An 18,011-nucleotide genomic window follows, 5' to 3' on the forward strand; every position below is an offset into this window, starting at 1 on the left:
GGACAGATGGGCGGGGGATGCAAGGGCACGGATTCGCGGCGGGGATAAGCGCCGCCGGGGCGGCGCCGTCCGCGCGCGCAGATCCGTGGCGTCCTCCGCCCAACCATCCATGCCCGCGCTGGGCGTGCCTGTCCGTTGCTCGACGGCGTCGCCATGCCCGTTGTCTTCACTGCGATCAACCTCCCCGGCTCGAAGCAGAGCCGGGCGCTTCGGATCGCTTCGCCGTCCTCGGCGCCGGCACGCCGGTGAGACTCCAGGCGACGGTGAACATACGGCTCCGGCGTTCGAGCTTTTCCTACTGGTGTCCAGGGAGTCCTTAATCTGGCTTGGCAGTTCGGTGGCAAAAGGATGTGAGGAGCCCCCGCGCGGATCAAATGTCCTAAATGAGAAGCTGGAAAGAGGCGGTTATCTATGGCATTTTTCTGGTGTGACGGTGGCCTGCTGCGGGCCTTTCTTGAAGGAAATGCGATCCAGTGGCGCACATTCAAACGAACGGCCTTGACGCGCGTTCAATCTCAAGTATTCGAGATTTTATTGGCTATTCATCAAAGTTGAAATTTAAAATAGCAAATTTAACAGGGGCGAAAATTCAAAGAGAGATATACTATCAGAATATTGTTCATCATATTTTTAATTTTCATAGTTTCAAGTACATTCCATTTGCTGTTTCGGCGGCGGCTAATTACAGTCTTCTGTATGTGATTTACCGTGTTGTGCGTGAAGGGCGGCCGGATCGGATAGCGGAGCTAGGCGCTGGCCAGTCGTCGCTTTTTCTGGACAGTCTGCGGGATGTGGAAACGTTCTCCGCTCTCACCGTCGAACATGACCCAGCCTGGAATGGCTTTGTCAGTGCGCGTGTGCGCCATGAGACAAGGTGCCATGAGCTTGAGGACATCTCATTTCGCGGACAGATCGCTAAAGGATATCCAAGTGCGGCCCTGGACTCGTTTGACGCTGACGTTTTGATTGTTGACGGGCCGATCGGAACCGCGCGCTATTCACGCTGGGGTGCAGGTCCGATAATCGAGCGGATGGTCGGGCGGGAGTTCGTCGTCATTTTCGACGATGCAGAGCGTTCGGGTGAGCAAGAAACGATCAGTGAGGTGCTCGATATGCTTCGAGAAAATAAAGTTGAGTTTTTTATAAAATGTATATTCGGGTATTCATTTCAATTCATAATTATGACTCAGAAATATAAGCATCTTCAATTTATTTGATTGGTAAGCCATCGGGTGGACAGTGAATAAACTTACCGGAAAGCCAGCCGTTTCGGTGGTAGTGACCGTTTACCGCGAGCCGGTACAAATTGTGCGCGCCTCTTTGCAAAGCGTGCTGGACCAGACGTGGCCGGCGTTCGAAATCCTCATTGTCAATGACAGCGGCGATCGTCGAGCCGAAATATCGGCGCTCGCCGAACTTCACGAAACAATACGGGTCATCGATCATTCAAAAAACAGCGGAGGATCGGCCGCGCGCAACACCGGCATAGATGCGGCGTGCGGAGAACTGATTGCCTTCATCGATGCGGACGACGTGTGGTATCCCGCTAAACTGGAAACGCAGCTTGATGTCGAGGGCGATCGCTCCGGGTGCTTTTTCGCGTCCAACTGCATGCTGGTGTGGAACGGGACGAAGAAGCTTTGCAACCGGACACCGCCGGATCCCGACAACTCGCTAAGCTCATTCCTGTTGCGCGGGGGCGGCGCGCTCCAGACATCAACCCTCATTGTTCCGGCGACGCTTGCGAAGCGGATCCGATTCAGGGAGGGACTGAAGCGGCACCAAGACTGGGATTTTGTGTTGAGACTGCAGCAGGCTGGAGTTCCCCTTCGCTATCAGCACGAAGCGCTGTCGGAATACGTGATGTATGATATCCCTGGGCGGGTCAGCATGCAGAAAAATGGATATCTGGCAACGGTACAGTGGTTCAAGCTGATCAAGGGGCATGTGCCGGCGGCGGACCAGCAGCATTATTTCTTTCGCAACTGCATGTCGCGAAGCGCCCTTCGAACGCCCCTCCCGCTGGCCGTCGCTGTGGCCCAGGTCATCTGGCTGAGCCCGATAAATGGGCTGAAGGAGGCCGTGGCGGCGGTGCGGCGCGCGCTTCGTCCCCAGCCGCGGCTGCCGGATTGCGAGCCGACAGCGCCCTGAGGCCGCCGAAATTTACCTCCCCGTCAACGCTTCCACCAGCGCGTAGGCTGCCTTCACCCGCTCCTCATTGGGATAGTTGCGGTTGGCGAGCACAACGATTCCGAGCTTTTCCGCCGGCAGCATCACCACATAGCTGCCGAAGCCGTTGGTCGAGCCGGTCTTGTTGATGTAGCTGGCCGGCACCGGCGGCGAGGGCGGGTCGAGCCGGGTGATGGGCTGGGGCTTGATCGCCATGTCGAGCGAATTTCCCTTCAGCAGCCGGTCGAGCGGTACCGGCCAGGGGTATCGCTCCCACACCATCTCCTGCACATAGCTGGCGGTTTCGAAATAGCCGGTATGGGTGCGGGCCAGCGCCCGCGCCATGTCCGGCGCCACATCGCCCACGCCCATATTGGCATCGAGGAAGGTGAGCATGTCGAGCGCGGTGGACTTCACCCCATAGGCTTCCGGCGCCAGAAGGCCCGGATTCACGCGGGTAGGCTTGTTCGCCTTGGTGTAGCCCATGGCGTAGCGCGCCATGGCGTCCTCGGGCACGTCGATATAGGTGCTCTTCAGCCCGAGCCGCGGGAACAGGTCGCGCTGCGCCGCGCGGGTGAAGCCGATGTCGAGCGCGGTGGCGGTGACGAGGCCGAGCACGCCGATGCTGATATTGGAATAGGCCCGCCGCGTCGCCGGCGGCGCGGCGGGCTTCCAGGCGGCCAGCCACGCGACCAGTTCCTTCTCGTTGCGGATGCTGTCGGGAAGCTGCAGCGGCATGCCGCCGGTGGCATGGGTGGCGAGGTCAATGGGGGTGAGCGCGCCGAAGGCGGTGCCGGTGAGCCGCTGGGCTACCTTTTCCAGCGGCGCATCGAGGTCGAGCCGGCCGCGCTCGGCCGCCAGCGCCGCCAGCGCCACGTTGAAGGTCTTGCTCACCGAGCCGAGCTCGAACAGCGTGTCGCCATCCACCGGCCGTCCGCCCTTGCGGGCGGTGCGGCCGATGGCGAGAATTTCGTGCTGGCCGTTGCGGGTGATGCCGACCACGAGGCCGGGAATGTCGTTGGCCTTGGCGAGCGCGCTGAAGATGGGCGGCGCGACCTTGCCGAAGTCGGGCGGGGTCTGGGCACGGGCCGGCAGCGCCGCCACGCCGAGCGGCAGCAAAGCGGAGGCGAGCAGGGCGCGGCGGGACAGCATGGTCATGGCGGGCTCCTTGGCGCGGACGGCTTTCTCTAGCCGGCGAATGTGTCCGTCGCGCGGATCAGGCGGTCGAGAATGCCGGGCTCGGACCAGGCGTGGCCGGCGCCCTCGATCAGGTGCAACTCGGCGTCGGTCCAGATCTTGGACAGTTCCCACGCGTAGCGCGCCGGACAAGGCATGTCGTAGCGCCCATGCACGATGACACCGGGAATGCCCTTGAGCCTGTGGGCGTCGTCGAGCAGCTGGCGCTCGCGCAGCCAGGCGTTATGGACGAAATAGTGGTTCTCGATGCGGGCGAAGGCGAGCGCGTAATGGCCGTCGCGGAACGGCGCCGAGAAGGCGGGGTCCGGCAGCAGGGTGATGGTCTCACCCTCCCAGATCGCCCAGGCCTTCGCCGCTGCGATCTTCGCCTCCTCGTCCGTGCCGGTGAGCAGGGCGCGATAGGCGCGGATCGGGTCGGCGCGCTCGGCCTCGGTCTTCAGCGGGCCGAGAAACCGCTCCCATTTGTCGGGGAACATCTCCGAGACGCCGAAGCGGTAGTACCAGTCGAGTTCGGCCCGGGTGAGGGTGTAGACGCCGCGCAGGATGAGTTCGCTCACCCGGCTGGGGTGGGTCTGCGCATAGGCCAGCGCCAGCGTCGAGCCCCAGGAACCGCCGAACACCTGCCATTTGTCGAAGCCGAAGGCCGCGCGCAGCCGCTCGATATCGGCGACGAGGTCCCACGTCGTGTTGTGCTCCAGCCCGGCATGGGGGGTGGAGCGGCCGCAGCCGCGCTGGTCGAACAGGATCACCTCGTAGCGCGAGGGATCGAACAGCGAGCGATGCGTGGGCGAGATGCCCCCGCCCGGCCCGCCATGCAGGAACACGGCGGGCTTGCCGCCCTGTGTGCCGACGCGCTCCCAATAGATGGAATGGCCGTTGCCGACATCGAGCATCCCGGTTTCGAACGGTTCGACCGGCGGGTAGAGGCTGCGCAGTTCGCTCATGAAAAGGTCGCTCCTTACGAAACCCGCGCCCCGCGCAGGCTGGGCAGCAGGAAGGCGAGCAGGCCGAAGGCCGGCAGCAAGGCGCAGACCTGATAAACCGCGTCGATGCCGTAGCGGTCGGCGAACAGGCCGAGCGCCGCCGCCGCCAGCCCGCCGAGGCCGAACACCAGCCCGTAGAAGAAGCCGCCGACGAGGCCGATGCGGTGCGGCATCAGCTCGATGGCATAGACCAGGATGGCGGCGAAGGCGCTCGACATGATGAGGTTGATGAGGACGGTGAGAACGCCGGTCGAGAACAGGCCAGCATAGGGCAGCGCCAGCGTGAACGGCAGCGCGCCGAGGATCGAGAACCAGATGATCTTGTTGCGCCCGATGCGGTCGCCGAGCATGCCGCCGAACAGCACCCCCGCCGCCGAGGAGACGAGGAACAGGAACAGCATGAGCTGCGAGGCCTGCACCGACACGCCGAAACGCTCGATCAGATAGAAGGTGTAGAACGAGGTGAAGCTCGCGGTATAGGCGGTCTTCGAGCACAGCAGCACGATCAGGATCGCCAGCGGGAAGGCGACCTCGCGGAACGGCTTGTGCGCCACGTCCGCCTCGCCCGCATGCCCGGGCCGGCGGACCGGCACGGCGAGCGCGCCGTGGCGCGCGGTCCATACCAGCAGCGGCATGGCTATGAGCGCGGCGGCGCAGAACCAGGCGAGGCTGGACTGGCCGTTGGGGACGATGATGAAGGCGGCGAGAAGAGGGCCGATGGCGCCGCCGGCCTGCCCGCCGACCTGGAACAGCCCTTGCGCGAAGCCGTGCCGCCCGCCGGAGGCCTTGCGCGCCATGCGCGTGGCCTCGGGATGGAAGATCGACGAGCCGATGCCCACGAGGGCGGCGGCGAGCAGGAGCAAGGGGTAGGTGCCGGCGTGGGCGAGGCCGATGAGGCCGACGAGGGTGAACGCCATGCCGGCGACGGTGGAATAGGGCAGCGGGTGACGGTCGGTGGTCAGGCCGATCAGCGGCTGGAGCAGCGAGGCGGAGATCTGGAAGGTCAGGGTGATGACGCCGATCTGGCCGAAATCAAGCGCGTAGGCGTCCTTGATCAGCGGGTAGATCGCCGGGATCAGCGACTGGATCATGTCATTGAGGAAATGCGCCGCGCTGAGCGCGACCAGCACCGGCATGGCGGTACGGCGAAGGGAATCGGCGGGCACGTTCAGGGTCATGGCACTGTACTTCGGCGGGAGCGGCGCGCCATCAGTAGGACAAAGCGCCGCGCCCGACAAATGCGGAGCGCGGGGGGCAGCCCCGCCCGCCCACCCGCCTTCAGGGCGATGGAAAGCCGTGCCCGGCGGGGCTATAGCTTCACCGCGCCCGCGATCCGGCCGGGCGAGGGAGCTGCTGCGACGATGAGCGATGCCTCGATCTTTGTCCTCGACCCGCGGCTGGAAACGGACAGTTTCCCGGTGGCCGAACTGAAGCTGGCCACGCTGCGGCTGATGGACGATTCCCGCTTTCCCTGGGTCATACTGGTGCCGCGCCGCCCCGGCCTTGCCGAACTGATCGACCTCGACCCGGCCGACCGCGCCGTCCTGACCGGCGAGATCGACGCGGTGAGCCGGGCGCTGAGATCGCTGACCGATTGCGACAAGCTCAACGTCGCCGCGCTCGGCAATATGGTGCGCCAGCTGCATGTCCACGTTATCGCCCGCTTCGAGGGCGATGCCGCCTGGCCCGGCGCGGTGTGGGGCGCCGGCGGCGAGCGCCAGAGCTATGGCGCGCCGCAGGCCATGCTGCTGGCGGGCCGGCTGCGCGGGGCGCTGGCGGCATGAGCGACCTCGCCTCGACCGACGCGACCCTGGGGCTGTGGCCGCATCTCGGCTACACCGGCTCGCGGCTCGACCGGGCCGGCCTGCGGCGTGGCGAGATGGAGAGCTTTCTCGCCGATCCGCGCGCGCGCGCCTGCCTGATCTCGGGCGAGAGCGTGGTGCTGCGGCGCCGACCGGGCTTCATTGCCGGGCTGGAGGACGGACCGGGCTCCTGCGCCGCGCTGTTTCCTCTCGCCGAGGCGGTGGCGCTGGGCGGGCGGCTCGGCGAGGCGTGCCTGCTCGGCCTCGACGGCGAGGTGCCGCACCTCGTGCTGCCGCTTCCCGCCGCCGCGCTGGGCGCGCTCACCGAGCGACCGGAGGCGCGGCCGGACCTCCTCGTCATCGACCTGCGCGCCATCGCGGTGCGTGAACTGGTGAGCGTGGAGGAGATCGGCCAGCTCGCCACCGCCAAGGCGATGCTGGCCTGGCACGCGCGCCGGACCTTCTGCTCCAATTGCGGCGAGCGGCTGGTGCCGGCGGAGGCCGGCTGGCGGCGCGAATGCCCCAATTGCGGCGCGCAGCATTTTCCGCGTACCGACCCGGTGGTGATCATGCTCACCGTCGCCGGCGACGAGTGCCTGCTCGGCCGCTCGGCCCGCTTCGCGCCGGGCATGTGGTCCTGCCTCGCCGGCTTCGTCGAGCCGGGCGAGACCTTCGAGGACGCGGTGCGGCGCGAGACCATGGAAGAGGCCGGCATCGCCACCGGCGCGGTGCGCTATCTCTGCTCGCAACCCTGGCCGTTCCCGATGTCGGTCATGACCGGCTTCCACGCGCGGGCGGCCTCACGCGAGATCGTGATCGACCCGAACGAACTGGAGGGCGCGCGCTGGTTCCACCGCGACGAGGCACGCCTGCTGCTCACCCGCACCCACCCGGAAGGGCTGATGGCGCCGCCGCGCATGGCGATCGCGCATCACCTGCTGCGGGCGTTCGTGGAAGGGCGCGACCCGCCGGCGGGGTGAGGGCAACGTCGTCCTGAGGTGCCCGGCCATCGGCCGGGCCTCGAAGGATGGCGCGGGAGTGTCGCCCCGAACCCCATCCTTCGAGGCTCGCTGCGCTCGCACCTCAGGATGAGGGTGTATCGTCCGGCCCGTGTGCCCCGTCACTCCCGCGTCCAGGCCTTGAAATGCTTGGAGAGCTTCAGCCCCTGCGCCTGGTAGTTGGAGCCGAGGCCCTCGCCATAGAGCGTCGCCGGGCGCTCCAGCATGCGCTCATAGACCAGGCGGCCGACGATCTGGCCGTCTTCCAGGATGAACGGCACCTCGCGCGAACGCACTTCCAGCACCGCCCGCGCCCCGGTTCCCCCGGCCGCGTCATGGCCGAAGCCGGGATCGAAGAAGCCGGCGTAATGCACGCGGAACTCGCCGACCAGCGGGTCGAACGGCACCATCTCCGCCGCGTGGCTGGGCGGCACATGCACCGCTTCCTTGGAGGCGAGGATGTAGAAGGCGTCGGGGTCCAGCACCAGCTCGCGGCGGCCGCGCGTCACCAGCGGCTCCCAGAAATCCTCGACCTCGCAGGCGGCGCGGCGGTCGACGTCGATCACCCCGGTATGGCGCTTGGCGCGGAAGCCGAGCAGCCCGCCGAAGCCCTCGCCGGAAAGATCGACGCTCACCGCGATGCCGCCGCCGGCGACATCGGCATGCGGGCTGTCGACCAGCCGCTCGGCGGCGTTGAGCGCGGCGATGCCGGCCTCGTCCAGCCGCGCGTCGCCGCGCCGGAAGCGGATCTGCGACAGCCGCGAGCCCTGCCGCACCAGAATGGGGAAGGTGCGCGGGCTGATCTCCAGATAGAGCCTGCCCGCATAGCCGGCGGGCACGATGTCGAAGGCGCGCGAGCGGTCGGCGATGACGCGGGTGAACACGTCGAGCCGGCCGGTGGAGCTTTTCGGGTTGGCCGAGGCGGCGATGTCGGCGGGCAGCGCCAGCGCCTCCTCCAGCTCGACCAGATAGACGCAGCCGGTCTCCAGCACCTCGCCGCCGGTGAGGTCGAGCTTGTGCAGGCCGAGCCGTGTGAGGCGCTCGGCCACCGTCTCGCCGGGGCCGGGCAGGAAGCTGGCGCGGATGCGCCAGGCGACCGGGCCGAGGCGCAGATCGAGGCTGGCCGGCTGCACCTGGTCGGCATCGAACGGGCGGGCGGTGCGGATGGCGCCGGCGCTGGCCAGCGCCTCGATGGCGCGGGCGGGCAGGATGCCTTCGCCGGCCAGCCCGGAGGTCGCCGTGCCCGAAACTGTCATGCCGCTCTCGGCCACGCGCGTCGCTCCGCTGATGATCGCTGGTTCAACCGTGCCGTTGGCTTTAGCGGACACGCCCCCTGACGCCAAGCTGCTTGACGGAAAGCCCGGCGCGGGAGTAAGCGAACGCATCGAACGTGGTCATTTGAGCCGGCCGGCTTGCCGCCACGCTAAACAAGGTTGCTAAACAGGCCGGGGCCGCGCGAGAGAGCGCGGGCGACCCCGGTTGATGCGAGATACCGGAGCCGCAGATGACCGAGACACCCAGCCTTCCGCCCGTCAAGCTTTCCCCCGCCGAGATCGCCGAACTCAGGCCGGAGACGCGCCTCGTGCAGGGCGGCATCCTGCGCTCGCCCTTCGGCGAGACGTCCGAGGCGCTCTACCTCACCCAGGGCTATGTCTATGAGAGCGCCGAGCAGGCCGAGGCCCGCTTCAAGGGCGAGGACCCGGGCTTCATCTACACCCGCTATTCCAACCCGACGGCGGCGATGTTCGAGGCCCGCCTCGCGCTGCTGGAAGGGGCGGAGGTGGCGCGCGCCACCGCCTCGGGCATGGCGGCGGTCACGGCCTCGCTGCTCTGCCAGCTCAAGACCGGCGACCATGTGGTGGCGGCCCGCGCGCTGTTCGGCTCCTGCCGCTATGTGATCGAGGAATTGCTGCCGCGCTTCGGCATCGCCACGACGCTGGTCGATGGCACCGACCTTGCTGCGTGGAAGGCGGCGGTGCGGCCGCAAACCCGGGTGTTCTTTCTGGAGAGCCCGACCAACCCGACGCTGGAACTGGTCGACATCGCGGCGGTGGCGGCGATTTCCAAGGCGGCGGGCGCCTGCCTGATCGTCGACAATGTGTTCGCCACCCCGATGCTGCAGAGCCCGCTGGCGCTGGGCGCGGATGTGGTGGTGTATTCCGCCACCAAGCATATTGACGGGCAGGGTCGCTGCCTCGCCGGCGTGGTGCTGTGCGCGGAGAAGTTCCTCGACGACCATCTCCAGACCTTCCTGCGCCAGACCGGCCCGTCGGTGTCGCCGTTCAACGCCTGGGTGATGCTGAAGGGGCTGGAGACGCTGCCGCTGCGGGTCGAGCGGTCGCAGACCAGCGCGGCGACGCTGGCCGACCGGCTCGCGGGGCTGGGCGGCATCACCCGGGTGCTCTACCCCTGGCGCGAGGACCATCCCCAGTATGAGCTGGCGAAGCGCCAGATGCGGGGCGGCGGCACGCTGGTGACCTTCGAGGTCGAGGGCGGCAAGGCGGGGGCGTTCCGCTTCCTCAACCAGCTCAAGGTGGTGCGCATCTCCAACAATCTGGGCGACGCCAAGAGCCTGGTCACTCATCCCGCGACCACGACGCACCAGCGCTTCTCGCCCGAGGCGCGGGCGGAGATGGGCATTTTCGAGGGCATGGTGCGGCTCTCGGTCGGGCTGGAGCATGTCGACGACCTCACCGACGACATCGCCCGCGCCCTCAAGGCGGTGTGAGACGGTAGCGGGCGGCCACGAAAAACGCAGGCGTGACCCGCCCCCGCCTTGCCCTCGCGGGCCGGAAGCCTTTCATTGGGGGGACTTGCGAGGAGTGACGCTTGGGCGATTCGGGAGGCGGCAGGAGAGCCGGCATGTATCGGGCGACGACGAAAGGCGTGCAGGTGACGGTGACGCCCCGCTTCGCGCCTGAACGCTCCGACCCCGAGCGCAGCCAGTATTTCTGGGCCTACACGGTCGAGATCGTGAATCTCGGCGTCGATACGGTGCAGCTCAAATCGCGCCGCTGGGTGATCACCGACGCGCTCGGCCGGGTGCAGGAGGTGCGCGGGGCCGGCGTGGTCGGCGAGCAGCCGGTGCTGCCGCCGGGGGCGCATTTCGAATATACCAGCGGCGTGCCGCTGCCGACCTCGACCGGCATCATGGAAGGCAGCTACGGTCTGGTGACTCAGGGCGGCGAGGCCTTCGAGGCCGAGGTGCCGGCGTTCTCGCTCGATGTGCCGGGCGAGGCGCGCACGCTGAACTGAGCCTGCCCGCGCGATGCCAAGGGCGCTTTCGGCGTCCCGGCGAAGCAGCTATGGTGGCGGCAGCTTCCACGCCGTGAGCTTCCCGCCGCGCCGAACGGTCTTCTGATCCCGTGATCGACTTTCGCCCGATCGCCGCCATTCTCGGCGTCCTGCTCGCCGTTCTCGGCACAACGATGATGATTCCGGCGCTGGTCGACTTCGTCGCCGGCCGCGGCGATTTCCTCGTCTATGCCGCCTCCGCCGTCATCACCGTCTTCGTCGGCCTGTCGCTGTGGCTGGCCGGGCGGTCGAGCGAGGTGGAAAAGCTGTCGCTGCGGCAGGCCTTCGTGCTGACGACGGCGAGCTGGGTGCTGCTCTCGGCCTTCGCGGCGATCCCGTTCATGTGGGCGGAGACCGACCTGTCGCTGGCCGACGCCTATTTCGAGGCGATGTCCGGGCTGACCACGACCGGCGCGACGGTGATCTCCGGCCTCGACCATCGCCCGCCCGGCCTGCTGATCTGGCGCGCCTTCCTGCACTGGTATGGCGGCATCGGCATCATCGTCATGGCGATGGCGCTGCTGCCGATGATGCGGATCGGCGGCATGCAGCTGTTCCGCGCCGAATCCTCCGACAAATCGGAAAAGCTGCTGCCGCGCGCGGCGCAGATGGCCAAGGGCATTCTCGCCAGCTACCTGTTCCTGACCTTCGCCTGCGCGCTCACCTATGCCTTCTGCGGCATGAGCGTGTTCGACGCCGTCGCCCACGCCATGGCGACCATCTCGACCGGCGGCTTCTCCACCCACGACGCCTCGATCGGCTATTTCGACAGCCCCGCCATCGAGTATGCGGCGATCTTCTTCATGCTCTCCGGCTCGCTGCCCTTCGTGCTCTATGTCCGGGTGCTGGCGGGCGATTTCAGCCGGCTGTTCGCCAATCCGGAGGTGCGGCTGTTCCTGGCGCTGGTGGCGCTGTTCGCCGTCATCTCGACCTTCCAGCAGGTGAGCGGGGGGATAAACGCGGGCGAGACGGCGCTGCGGCTCGCCCTGTTCACCGTGGTGTCGCTGATGTCCACCACCGGCTTCGTGGCGGCGGACTACACCAATTGGGGCACGCCGACCGAGGCGCTCTTTTTCGTGGTGATGTTTCTCGGCGCCTGCACCGGCTCGACGGCGGGCGGCATGAAGAGTTTTCGTATCGCCATTCTCGGCTCGTCGCTGATGCAGCATCTCAAGCGCGTCATCTATCCCCACGGCGTGTTCCCGGTGCTCTATGGCGGCAAGCCGATCGGCGACGATGTGGTGGCCTCGGTGCTGTCCTTCGCCTTCCTTTATCTCGCCAGCTTCATGCTGATCGGCATCGCCATCAACCTGCTGGGCTTCGACCTCATCACCTCGTTTTCCGCCGCGATCACCGCGCTGGCGAATGTGGGGCCGGGCCTCGGCCCGGTGGTCGGCCCGGCGCAGAACTTCGGCGGCCTGCCCGACAGCGTGATCTGGCTGCTGTCCTTCGCCATGCTGGTCGGCCGGCTGGAACTGTTCACCGTTCTCGTGCTCCTGCTGCCGAGTTTCTGGCGGCGCTAGAGCATTTTCCACGAAAGTTGACAGACTTTCGCGACGCGAAAATGCTCCAGCTTATTGATTGCAGAGCACTTTCTGATCGATCGGTGATTCCCCCCGATCGGAAAGGGCTCTAGTTGGGCGCTGCAGCATAACCCGTTATGGTGAAGCTCTTTTCGCGACGGGGATTCCAGATGCTGGCCGCACGTACGACGACCGAGGAACTGCTGGCCTATCTGGTCGCCTTCGACACGACGAGCCGCAACTCCAATCTCGACCTCATCGCCTTCGTGCGCGACTATCTCGGCGCCTTCGGCATCGAGAGCACGCTGGTGCCGAGCGCGGCCGGCGACAAGGCCAGCCTGTTCGCCACCATAGGCCCGGCGGGCGTCGGCGGGGTATGTCTCTCCGGCCATTCCGACGTGGTGCCGGTGGACGGCCAGCCCTGGAGCACCGACCCCTTCACGCTGACGCCGAAGGACGACCGGCTCTATGGCCGCGGCGCCTGCGACATGAAGGGGTTTCTGGCCTGCTGCCTCGCGCAGGTGCCGCAGATGCTGGCGGCGAAGCTGGCGACGCCGATCCACCTGCTGGTGTCCTATGACGAGGAGATCGGCTGCACCGGCGTGGTGCCGGCGGTGCGCCGGCTGGGGGACGACCTGCCCTTGCCCCGCGCCTGCATCGTCGGCGAGCCGACCTCGATGCGGGTGGTGGACGCCCACAAATCCGGCATCGCCTATGTCACCACGGTGACCGGGCGCGAGGCGCACTCCTCGATGCCGCAGCTCGGCGCCAACGCCATCTTCGCCGCCGCCGAACTGATCGGCGAACTCGACCGCATGCGCGCCGAGCTGGTCGCGGCCGGCGATCCCTCCGGCCGCTTCGACCCGCCCAACACCACGCTGCAGGTGACGGTGGTGAATGGCGGCACCGCCGGCAACATCGTGCCGCGCGAATGCGCCATCCGCTGGAACGTGCGCGGCCTGCCCGGCCTCGACGAGACCGTGCTGCTGGACCGGCTGGAGCGCTTCGGCCGCGCGAACGTGCTGCCCCGGCTGCGCGAGACCGCACCGGAGGCGGCGATCACCACCGACTTCGTCTACAAGGTGCCCCCGCTCAGCCCGCAGACGGGATCGGAGGCGGAAACGCTGGCGCTGCGCCTCGCCGGCCAGAACCGCACCTATACGGTGGCCTATGGCACCGAGGGCGGGCATTTCCAGGCGCAGGGCATCCCCACCATCATCTGCGGCCCGGGCTCGATCGACCAGGCGCACAAGCCGGACGAATATATCGAGGTCAGCCAGCTGAGGGCGTGCGAGCGCTTCCTCAAGGGCCTGATCGCGGAGTGCGCGGGGTAGGGCATTTTCGAGCGAAGTGGGTCCAGTTCGCGCGAAAGATGCGTCAGAACAATAATCCAGTGTTCCTGCTGAACGGGCGTGCCGCGAAAAGACCCTAGGCGCCGCTTGCGCGTGCTCTGGTTGCGTGCGCCTATCGTTGCGCAAATCCATTCGACAACCGATTCGCCCGCCTCCCTTCGCGCCCGTGCGTCATGTGGCCGGGGCGATGGCGCGGGCGCGCCGCTGACTGAGTGCGTCTTTACGACAGGGGCCACGGGCTCAAGGAGACGGCGACATGAAGACCCTTCCCGCTGCTGCGGGGGTTCTCGCGGCTCTCGTCGGCCTCACAGCCCCGGTCGTAGCCGCAGACACTGCGAGCCCGGAATCGGCGGCCTTGGTCACGAAAGCGCCGGCGAGTGCTTCCACCGTGCCGTTCGAGGCGCTGTTCCTGGGCGTGGGCGGGGGCTTCGGCTCGACCAGCTTCAACGATCCTTATCTCTACGCGCAGGGCGTCTCGGAAATCTCGCAGGGAGGCGTTCCCGTCGCCGTGGGCGCGGCCGGGGGGTCCACCGATCCCGGCTTCGGCAGCGATGGGCGACTGGCGCCGATCGTGCAGTTCGGCGGCTTCCGGCACTTTGACGGCAGCGACTGGTTGTGGGGCGCGAAGTTCACCTACGGCTATCTGGACGCCAGTTCGAGTGTCGCGAATCTTCCCGTGCCGCAATCCGGCGGGTATGAGAATCTGACCGATGACCCGTCCACCAGCTTCGGCGGCAATGTCGTGGTGCATTCCTATGAGACGCGGATCACCCACCAGATCAGCTTCGTGCCGTTCATCGGGCGCTCCTACGAGAAGATGTTCGTCTATGCCGGTGCCGGCCCGACCGTGTCGCGGGTGGAGTCGAACCTTGATGGCGTGATCGGCTTCGCCGAGATCAACGGCCAGCATGTGGACGTGACGGGCGCGCCGAGCAACTTTTCGAGCGAGGAATGGGTGTTCGGCGGGGCGGTCACGGTCGGCCTGACCTATTTCTTCACGCCGCAATGGTTCGTCGACGTCAACTACACCTACGCCCGAACGGCGGATTACAGCGGCTCGTTCTCGACCCCGTTCTCCAGCTCCACCGACGGCTATGACGATGTGGGGATCCTGAGCGGCAACTATTCCGGCAGCCTGACGACGCAGGCCGTGGCGATCTCAATCAATCGCGCGTTCTGAAGCGGCGCGGCCCGGCGGAGTACCCCCGCCGGGCGCAATCACGCCTCGCCGTCTGTGTCCACGTCCACGATCTCCTCGGCCTTGAAATCGTAGGTGCGGCCGCAGAACTCGCAGGTGACGGCGATCTTGCCGTCCTCGACCAGGCTGGTGCGCTCTTCCCGGGTGAAGCTGGCGAGCACGTTCATCACCCGGTCGCGCGAGCAGGAGCATTTGGCGACCACGCTGCCGGCGTCGAACACCCGCACGCCGCGCTCGTGGAACAGCCGGAACAGCAGCCGCTCGCTGGAAAGCTCGGCGTCGACGAGTTCCACATCCTCCAACGTGCCCATCAGCGACAGCGTCTCGACCCAGGCATCGTCCTCCTGCGCCTCGGGGATCTCGGTGCCTTCCGGCGCGTCGCCCGGCGGCAGGTCCACCGGGCGCACCCGGCCGCCCTCGGTGGGCAGGAACTGCACCATCAGCCCGCCGGCGCGCCAGGAGGAGGGGGCGCCGCCCGGACGCATCTCTTCCGCCACGGCGAGCCGCACCCGTGTCGGGATCTGCTCGGACTGGGTGAAATACTGGTGCGCGGCCGCTTCCAGCCCGCCGCCTTCCAGCGCGACGACGCCCTGATAGCGGTTGACGCTGAGCCCCTGATCGATGGTCATGGCGAGATGGCCGTGCCCGAGCAGGGCACCGCTGTCGAAGCCGGCGCCGGCGGGCAGGGCGCCCCGCATGGCGTCGAGCCGCTCCGCATCGAAGCGGGCATAGGCGCGCACGTCCTGCGGGGCGGAAAAATCCACCACCAGCAGGTCGACCGGGCCGTCGGTGCGGGTCTGCAGGATGAAGCGGCCCTCGATCTTCAGCGTCGAGCCGAGCAGCACGGTGAGCGCGACCGCCTCGCCGAGCAGGCGCTTCACCGCCGGGGGGTAGTCGTGATGGGCCAGCACGGCGTCGAGGCTGGCGCCGAGGCGCACGACGCGCCCGCGCACATCGAGACCGTCAATGTGGAAGGGGGTGATGCGGTCGTCCACCGCGCGCGGATCGGGCGCGCGGGCGTCGGGCGAAGGGGAGGGGGAGTGGGAATGTGTTGTCATGTCGCCCGCCCATATAGGAGCCCGAAGGGAACTCTGCGAGGGCCGCGCATGGCTGCCGCGCATGGCCGCCCCCGGGATGGTCTCAGCCGCCGGCGCCTTCCAGGCACCAGGCGAGGATGCCCTTCTGCGCGTGCAGCCGGTTCTCCGCCTCGTCGAAAACCACCGATTGCGGGCCGTCCATCACCTCGTCGGTGACTTCCTCGCCGCGATGGGCCGGCAGGCAGTGCATGAACAGCGCGTCGCGGGCCGCCCGGCGCATCAGCGCGCCATTGACCTGATAGGGCTTGAGCAGGTTGTGCCGGCGCTCGGCCTCGGCGTCGCCCATCGACACCCAGGTGTCGGTGACGACGCAGTCCGCGCCCTCGACCGCCGCCTCGGCCTCGTGGCCGAAGGTCACCTTGGCGCCGCTCCTGCGCACCCAGTCGACCAGCGCCGGGCGCGGCGCGAGTTCGGGCGGGGTGGCGACGTTGAGGGCGAAATCGAAGCGCTGGGCGGCGTGCACCCAGGACACCAGCACGTTGTTGGCGTCGCCGGTCCAGGCCACCGTGCGGCCCGCGATCGGCCCGCGATGCTCCTCGAAGGTGAGCACGTCGGCCATGACCTGGCAGGGGTGGGAGTCGCGCGTCAGGCCGTTGATGACCGGCACGGTGGCGTGGGCTGCCAGCTCGGCCAGCGCGGCGTGGTCGAGGATGCGGATCATGATCGCGTCGACATAGCGCGAGAGCACCCGGGCGGTGTCGGCGATGGTCTCGCCGCGCCCGAGCTGCATCTCGGCCCCGGTCAGCATGATGGTCTCGCCGCCGAGCTGGCGCATCGCGACATCGAACGAGATGCGGGTACGGGTGGAGGGCTGGTCGAACACCATGGCCAGAACTTTGCCGGCGAAGGGTTTTTCCAGCGCCACTTCGCGGCGGCGGCTCTTGAGGTCCTTGGACAGCTCCATCACCGCGCGCAGCTCGCCCGAGGGGAGCTGGTCGAGATCGAGGAAATGCTTCACCGCGCCGCCATGCGCCCCGTTGATCGCGTTCATGCCGCCGCTCCCTTCGCGGTGTCGGCCTTCAGCCCCGCCTCGATCCGCGCGCAGGCGGCATCGAGCCTGTCGAACGCCGCGTCGATTTCCGCCTCGCCGATGGTGAGCGGCGGCAGCAGGCGCACGACGTTCTCCGCCGCTGACGGGGCGAGCATGCCCTCGGCCCGCATGGCGACGATGAGGTCGGTGTTCGGCACCACGGTGCGCAGGCCGAGCAGCAGGCCCTCGCCGCGCACCTCGGCGATCACCGCCGGGCGGCGGTCGCGCAATTCGGCGAGGCGCTGGCGCAGGCGCGTGGAGGTGGCGAGCACCTGGTCCATGAAGCCGTCGGCCAGCACCACGTCGAGCACGGCATTGGCGACGCTCATGGCGAGCGGGTTGCCGCCATAGGTCGAGCCATGGGTGCCCGCCGTCATGCCCTTAGCCGCCTCTTCGGTGGCGAGGCAGGCGCCGACCGGGAAGCCGCCGCCAATGCCCTTGGCCACCGCCATGATGTCCGGGGTGATGCCGGCCCATTCATGGGCGAAGAACCTGCCGGTGCGTCCGACGCCGCACTGCACCTCGTCGAGGATGAGCAGCAGGCCGTGCTGGTCGCACAGCGCCCGCAATTCGCGCAGGAAGGCCCACGGCGCCGCGCGCACGCCGCCCTCGCCCTGCACCGGCTCGATGAGGATGGCGCCGGTCTCGGGGGTGATGGCCGCCTTCACCGCGTCGAGGTCGCCGAACGGCACCTGGTCGAAGCCGGGCATGGCCGGGCCGAAGCCCTCCAGATATTTCGGGTTGCCGCCGGCGGCGATGGTCGCCAGCGTGCGGCCGTGGAAGGCGCCCTCGAAGGTGATGATGCGGGCGCGTCCGGGCTGGCCATTCACCGAATGGTATTTGCGGGCCATCTTGATGGCGCACTCCAGCGCTTCCGCGCCGGAATTGGTGAAGAACATGGTGTCGGCGAAGGTCGCCGCGACGAGCCGGGCCGCAAGACGCTCGCCGCCCTCGATGCGGAACAGGTTGGACAGGTGCCAGAGCTTGCCGGCCTGCTCGGTCAGCGCCGCGACGAGATGGGGATGGGCATGGCCGAGCACATTCACCGCGATGCCGGCGGTGAAGTCGAGATATCGCTCGCCGTCGCGGGTGAACAGCCAGGCGCCTTCGCCCCGCTCGAAGACCAGGTCGACACGATTATAGGTCGGCAGGATGGGGGTGATCACCGCGCCCCTCCCTCTCTCAAGCTTGAGGCGTACCCGACTGGTTTACGCCTGCCCCAAAACGAAGCGTGCCGCCCTTGCGGGGGCGGCACCCGATGGTGGCAATTCTATCGATTGGCGGCCGGCGGTCAATATTGGCGTGCCGGCCGCCGCGACAGGGCGCCGGGGCCGGCGGGTGGCGCGGCCGCCCTGCGCGGCGCCGGCC

Annotated in this window: 16 protein-coding genes and 1 riboswitch; of the genes, 9 read left to right on the forward strand and 7 right to left on the reverse strand. The window is 67.6% G+C overall.

What is annotated here, in order from left to right:
* The first annotated feature begins 473 nt into the window (after positions 1-473).
* A complete protein-coding gene (locus KHC23_RS07430) occupies positions 474-1,217 on the forward strand; it encodes a hypothetical protein (RefSeq protein ID WP_213371020.1) in 744 nt (247 codons plus the stop codon).
* Between the two features lie 55 nt (positions 1,218-1,272).
* Positions 1,273-2,151, forward strand: coding sequence for a glycosyltransferase family 2 protein (locus tag KHC23_RS07435; RefSeq protein WP_213371022.1), 879 nt, complete (start codon positions 1,273-1,275; stop codon positions 2,149-2,151).
* Positions 2,152-2,163: 12 nt separating this feature from the next.
* On the opposite strand, the gene ampC is transcribed toward KHC23_RS07435, so the two are convergent.
* The 3 genes from ampC to KHC23_RS07450 are packed head-to-tail and all read right to left on the reverse strand — an operon-like array spanning position 2,164 to position 5,527.
* Positions 2,164-3,327, reverse strand: coding sequence for a class C beta-lactamase (ampC, locus tag KHC23_RS07440; protein WP_213371024.1), 1,164 nt, complete (start codon positions 3,325-3,327; stop codon positions 2,164-2,166).
* Between the two features lie 29 nt (positions 3,328-3,356).
* A complete protein-coding gene (gene pip / locus KHC23_RS07445) occupies positions 3,357-4,310 on the reverse strand; it encodes a prolyl aminopeptidase (RefSeq protein WP_213371026.1) in 954 nt (317 codons plus the stop codon).
* A gap of 14 nt (positions 4,311-4,324) precedes the next feature.
* Positions 4,325-5,527 (reverse strand): MFS transporter, encoded by a 1,203-nt coding sequence (locus KHC23_RS07450; RefSeq protein ID WP_213371028.1) that lies wholly within the window; start codon positions 5,525-5,527, stop codon positions 4,325-4,327.
* A gap of 183 nt (positions 5,528-5,710) precedes the next feature.
* Here KHC23_RS07450 and KHC23_RS07455 point away from each other — a divergent pair, with 183 nt between their 5' ends.
* Complete coding sequence (locus KHC23_RS07455; protein WP_213371030.1) at positions 5,711-6,133, forward strand: HIT domain-containing protein; 423 nt, start codon at positions 5,711-5,713, stop codon at positions 6,131-6,133.
* Positions 6,130-7,131 carry an NAD(+) diphosphatase gene (gene nudC, locus KHC23_RS07460; RefSeq protein WP_213371032.1) on the forward strand — a complete coding sequence of 334 codons (1,002 nt, stop codon included), beginning with the start codon at positions 6,130-6,132 and terminating at the stop codon, positions 7,129-7,131. Before KHC23_RS07455 ends, nudC begins: the two co-directional genes overlap by 4 nt.
* Positions 7,132-7,271: 140 nt before the next feature.
* Here nudC and KHC23_RS07465 read toward each other — a convergent pair whose 3' ends face one another.
* The gene (locus KHC23_RS07465; RefSeq protein ID WP_213371034.1) at positions 7,272-8,405 is read right to left on the reverse strand and encodes a 2'-deoxycytidine 5'-triphosphate deaminase; all 1,134 of its coding nucleotides are present in this window, start codon (positions 8,403-8,405) and stop codon (positions 7,272-7,274) included.
* A gap of 124 nt (positions 8,406-8,529) precedes the next feature.
* A riboswitch (SAM riboswitch) is annotated at positions 8,530-8,610 on the forward strand.
* A 43-nt stretch (positions 8,611-8,653) separates the two neighbouring features.
* On the opposite strand from KHC23_RS07465, the gene KHC23_RS07470 reads away from it, so the two are divergent.
* The 5 genes from KHC23_RS07470 (at position 8,654) to KHC23_RS07490 (ending at position 14,498) form a co-directional block, all read left to right on the forward strand.
* The gene (locus tag KHC23_RS07470; protein WP_213371036.1) at positions 8,654-9,877 is read left to right on the forward strand and encodes an O-succinylhomoserine sulfhydrylase; all 1,224 of its coding nucleotides are present in this window, start codon (positions 8,654-8,656) and stop codon (positions 9,875-9,877) included.
* A gap of 134 nt (positions 9,878-10,011) precedes the next feature.
* Positions 10,012-10,404 carry a Co2+/Mg2+ efflux protein ApaG gene (gene apaG / locus KHC23_RS07475; protein ID WP_213371038.1) on the forward strand — a complete coding sequence of 131 codons (393 nt, stop codon included), beginning with the start codon at positions 10,012-10,014 and terminating at the stop codon, positions 10,402-10,404.
* A gap of 110 nt (positions 10,405-10,514) precedes the next feature.
* Positions 10,515-11,966, forward strand: a complete 1,452-nt coding sequence (locus KHC23_RS07480; RefSeq protein WP_213371040.1) for a TrkH family potassium uptake protein — start codon at positions 10,515-10,517, stop codon at positions 11,964-11,966.
* A 170-nt stretch (positions 11,967-12,136) separates the two neighbouring features.
* Positions 12,137-13,300, forward strand: coding sequence for an acetylornithine deacetylase (argE, locus tag KHC23_RS07485; RefSeq protein WP_213371042.1), 1,164 nt, complete (start codon positions 12,137-12,139; stop codon positions 13,298-13,300).
* 274 nt (positions 13,301-13,574) lie between these two features.
* Entirely contained in the window at positions 13,575-14,498 is a 924-nt protein-coding gene (locus tag KHC23_RS07490; protein ID WP_213371044.1) for an outer membrane protein, read from the forward strand.
* Between the two features lie 38 nt (positions 14,499-14,536).
* Here KHC23_RS07490 and KHC23_RS07495 read toward each other — a convergent pair whose 3' ends face one another.
* The 3 genes from KHC23_RS07495 to KHC23_RS07505 all read right to left on the reverse strand — a co-directional run bounded on the left by KHC23_RS07495 (position 14,537) and on the right by KHC23_RS07505 (position 17,809).
* The gene (locus tag KHC23_RS07495) at positions 14,537-15,574 is read right to left on the reverse strand and encodes an Hsp33 family molecular chaperone (RefSeq protein WP_213371046.1); all 1,038 of its coding nucleotides are present in this window, start codon (positions 15,572-15,574) and stop codon (positions 14,537-14,539) included.
* Between the two features lie 82 nt (positions 15,575-15,656).
* Complete coding sequence (gene argF / locus KHC23_RS07500) at positions 15,657-16,604, reverse strand: ornithine carbamoyltransferase (RefSeq protein ID WP_213371048.1); 948 nt, start codon at positions 16,602-16,604, stop codon at positions 15,657-15,659.
* Positions 16,601-17,809 (reverse strand): aspartate aminotransferase family protein, encoded by a 1,209-nt coding sequence (locus KHC23_RS07505; RefSeq protein ID WP_213371051.1) that lies wholly within the window; start codon positions 17,807-17,809, stop codon positions 16,601-16,603. Before KHC23_RS07505 ends, argF begins: the two co-directional genes overlap by 4 nt.
* Positions 17,810-18,011 lie beyond the last annotated feature (202 nt).

It is taken from the genome of Ancylobacter dichloromethanicus, from assembly GCF_018390645.1.
GTDB classification, from domain to species: domain Bacteria; phylum Pseudomonadota; class Alphaproteobacteria; order Rhizobiales; family Xanthobacteraceae; genus Ancylobacter; species Ancylobacter dichloromethanicus.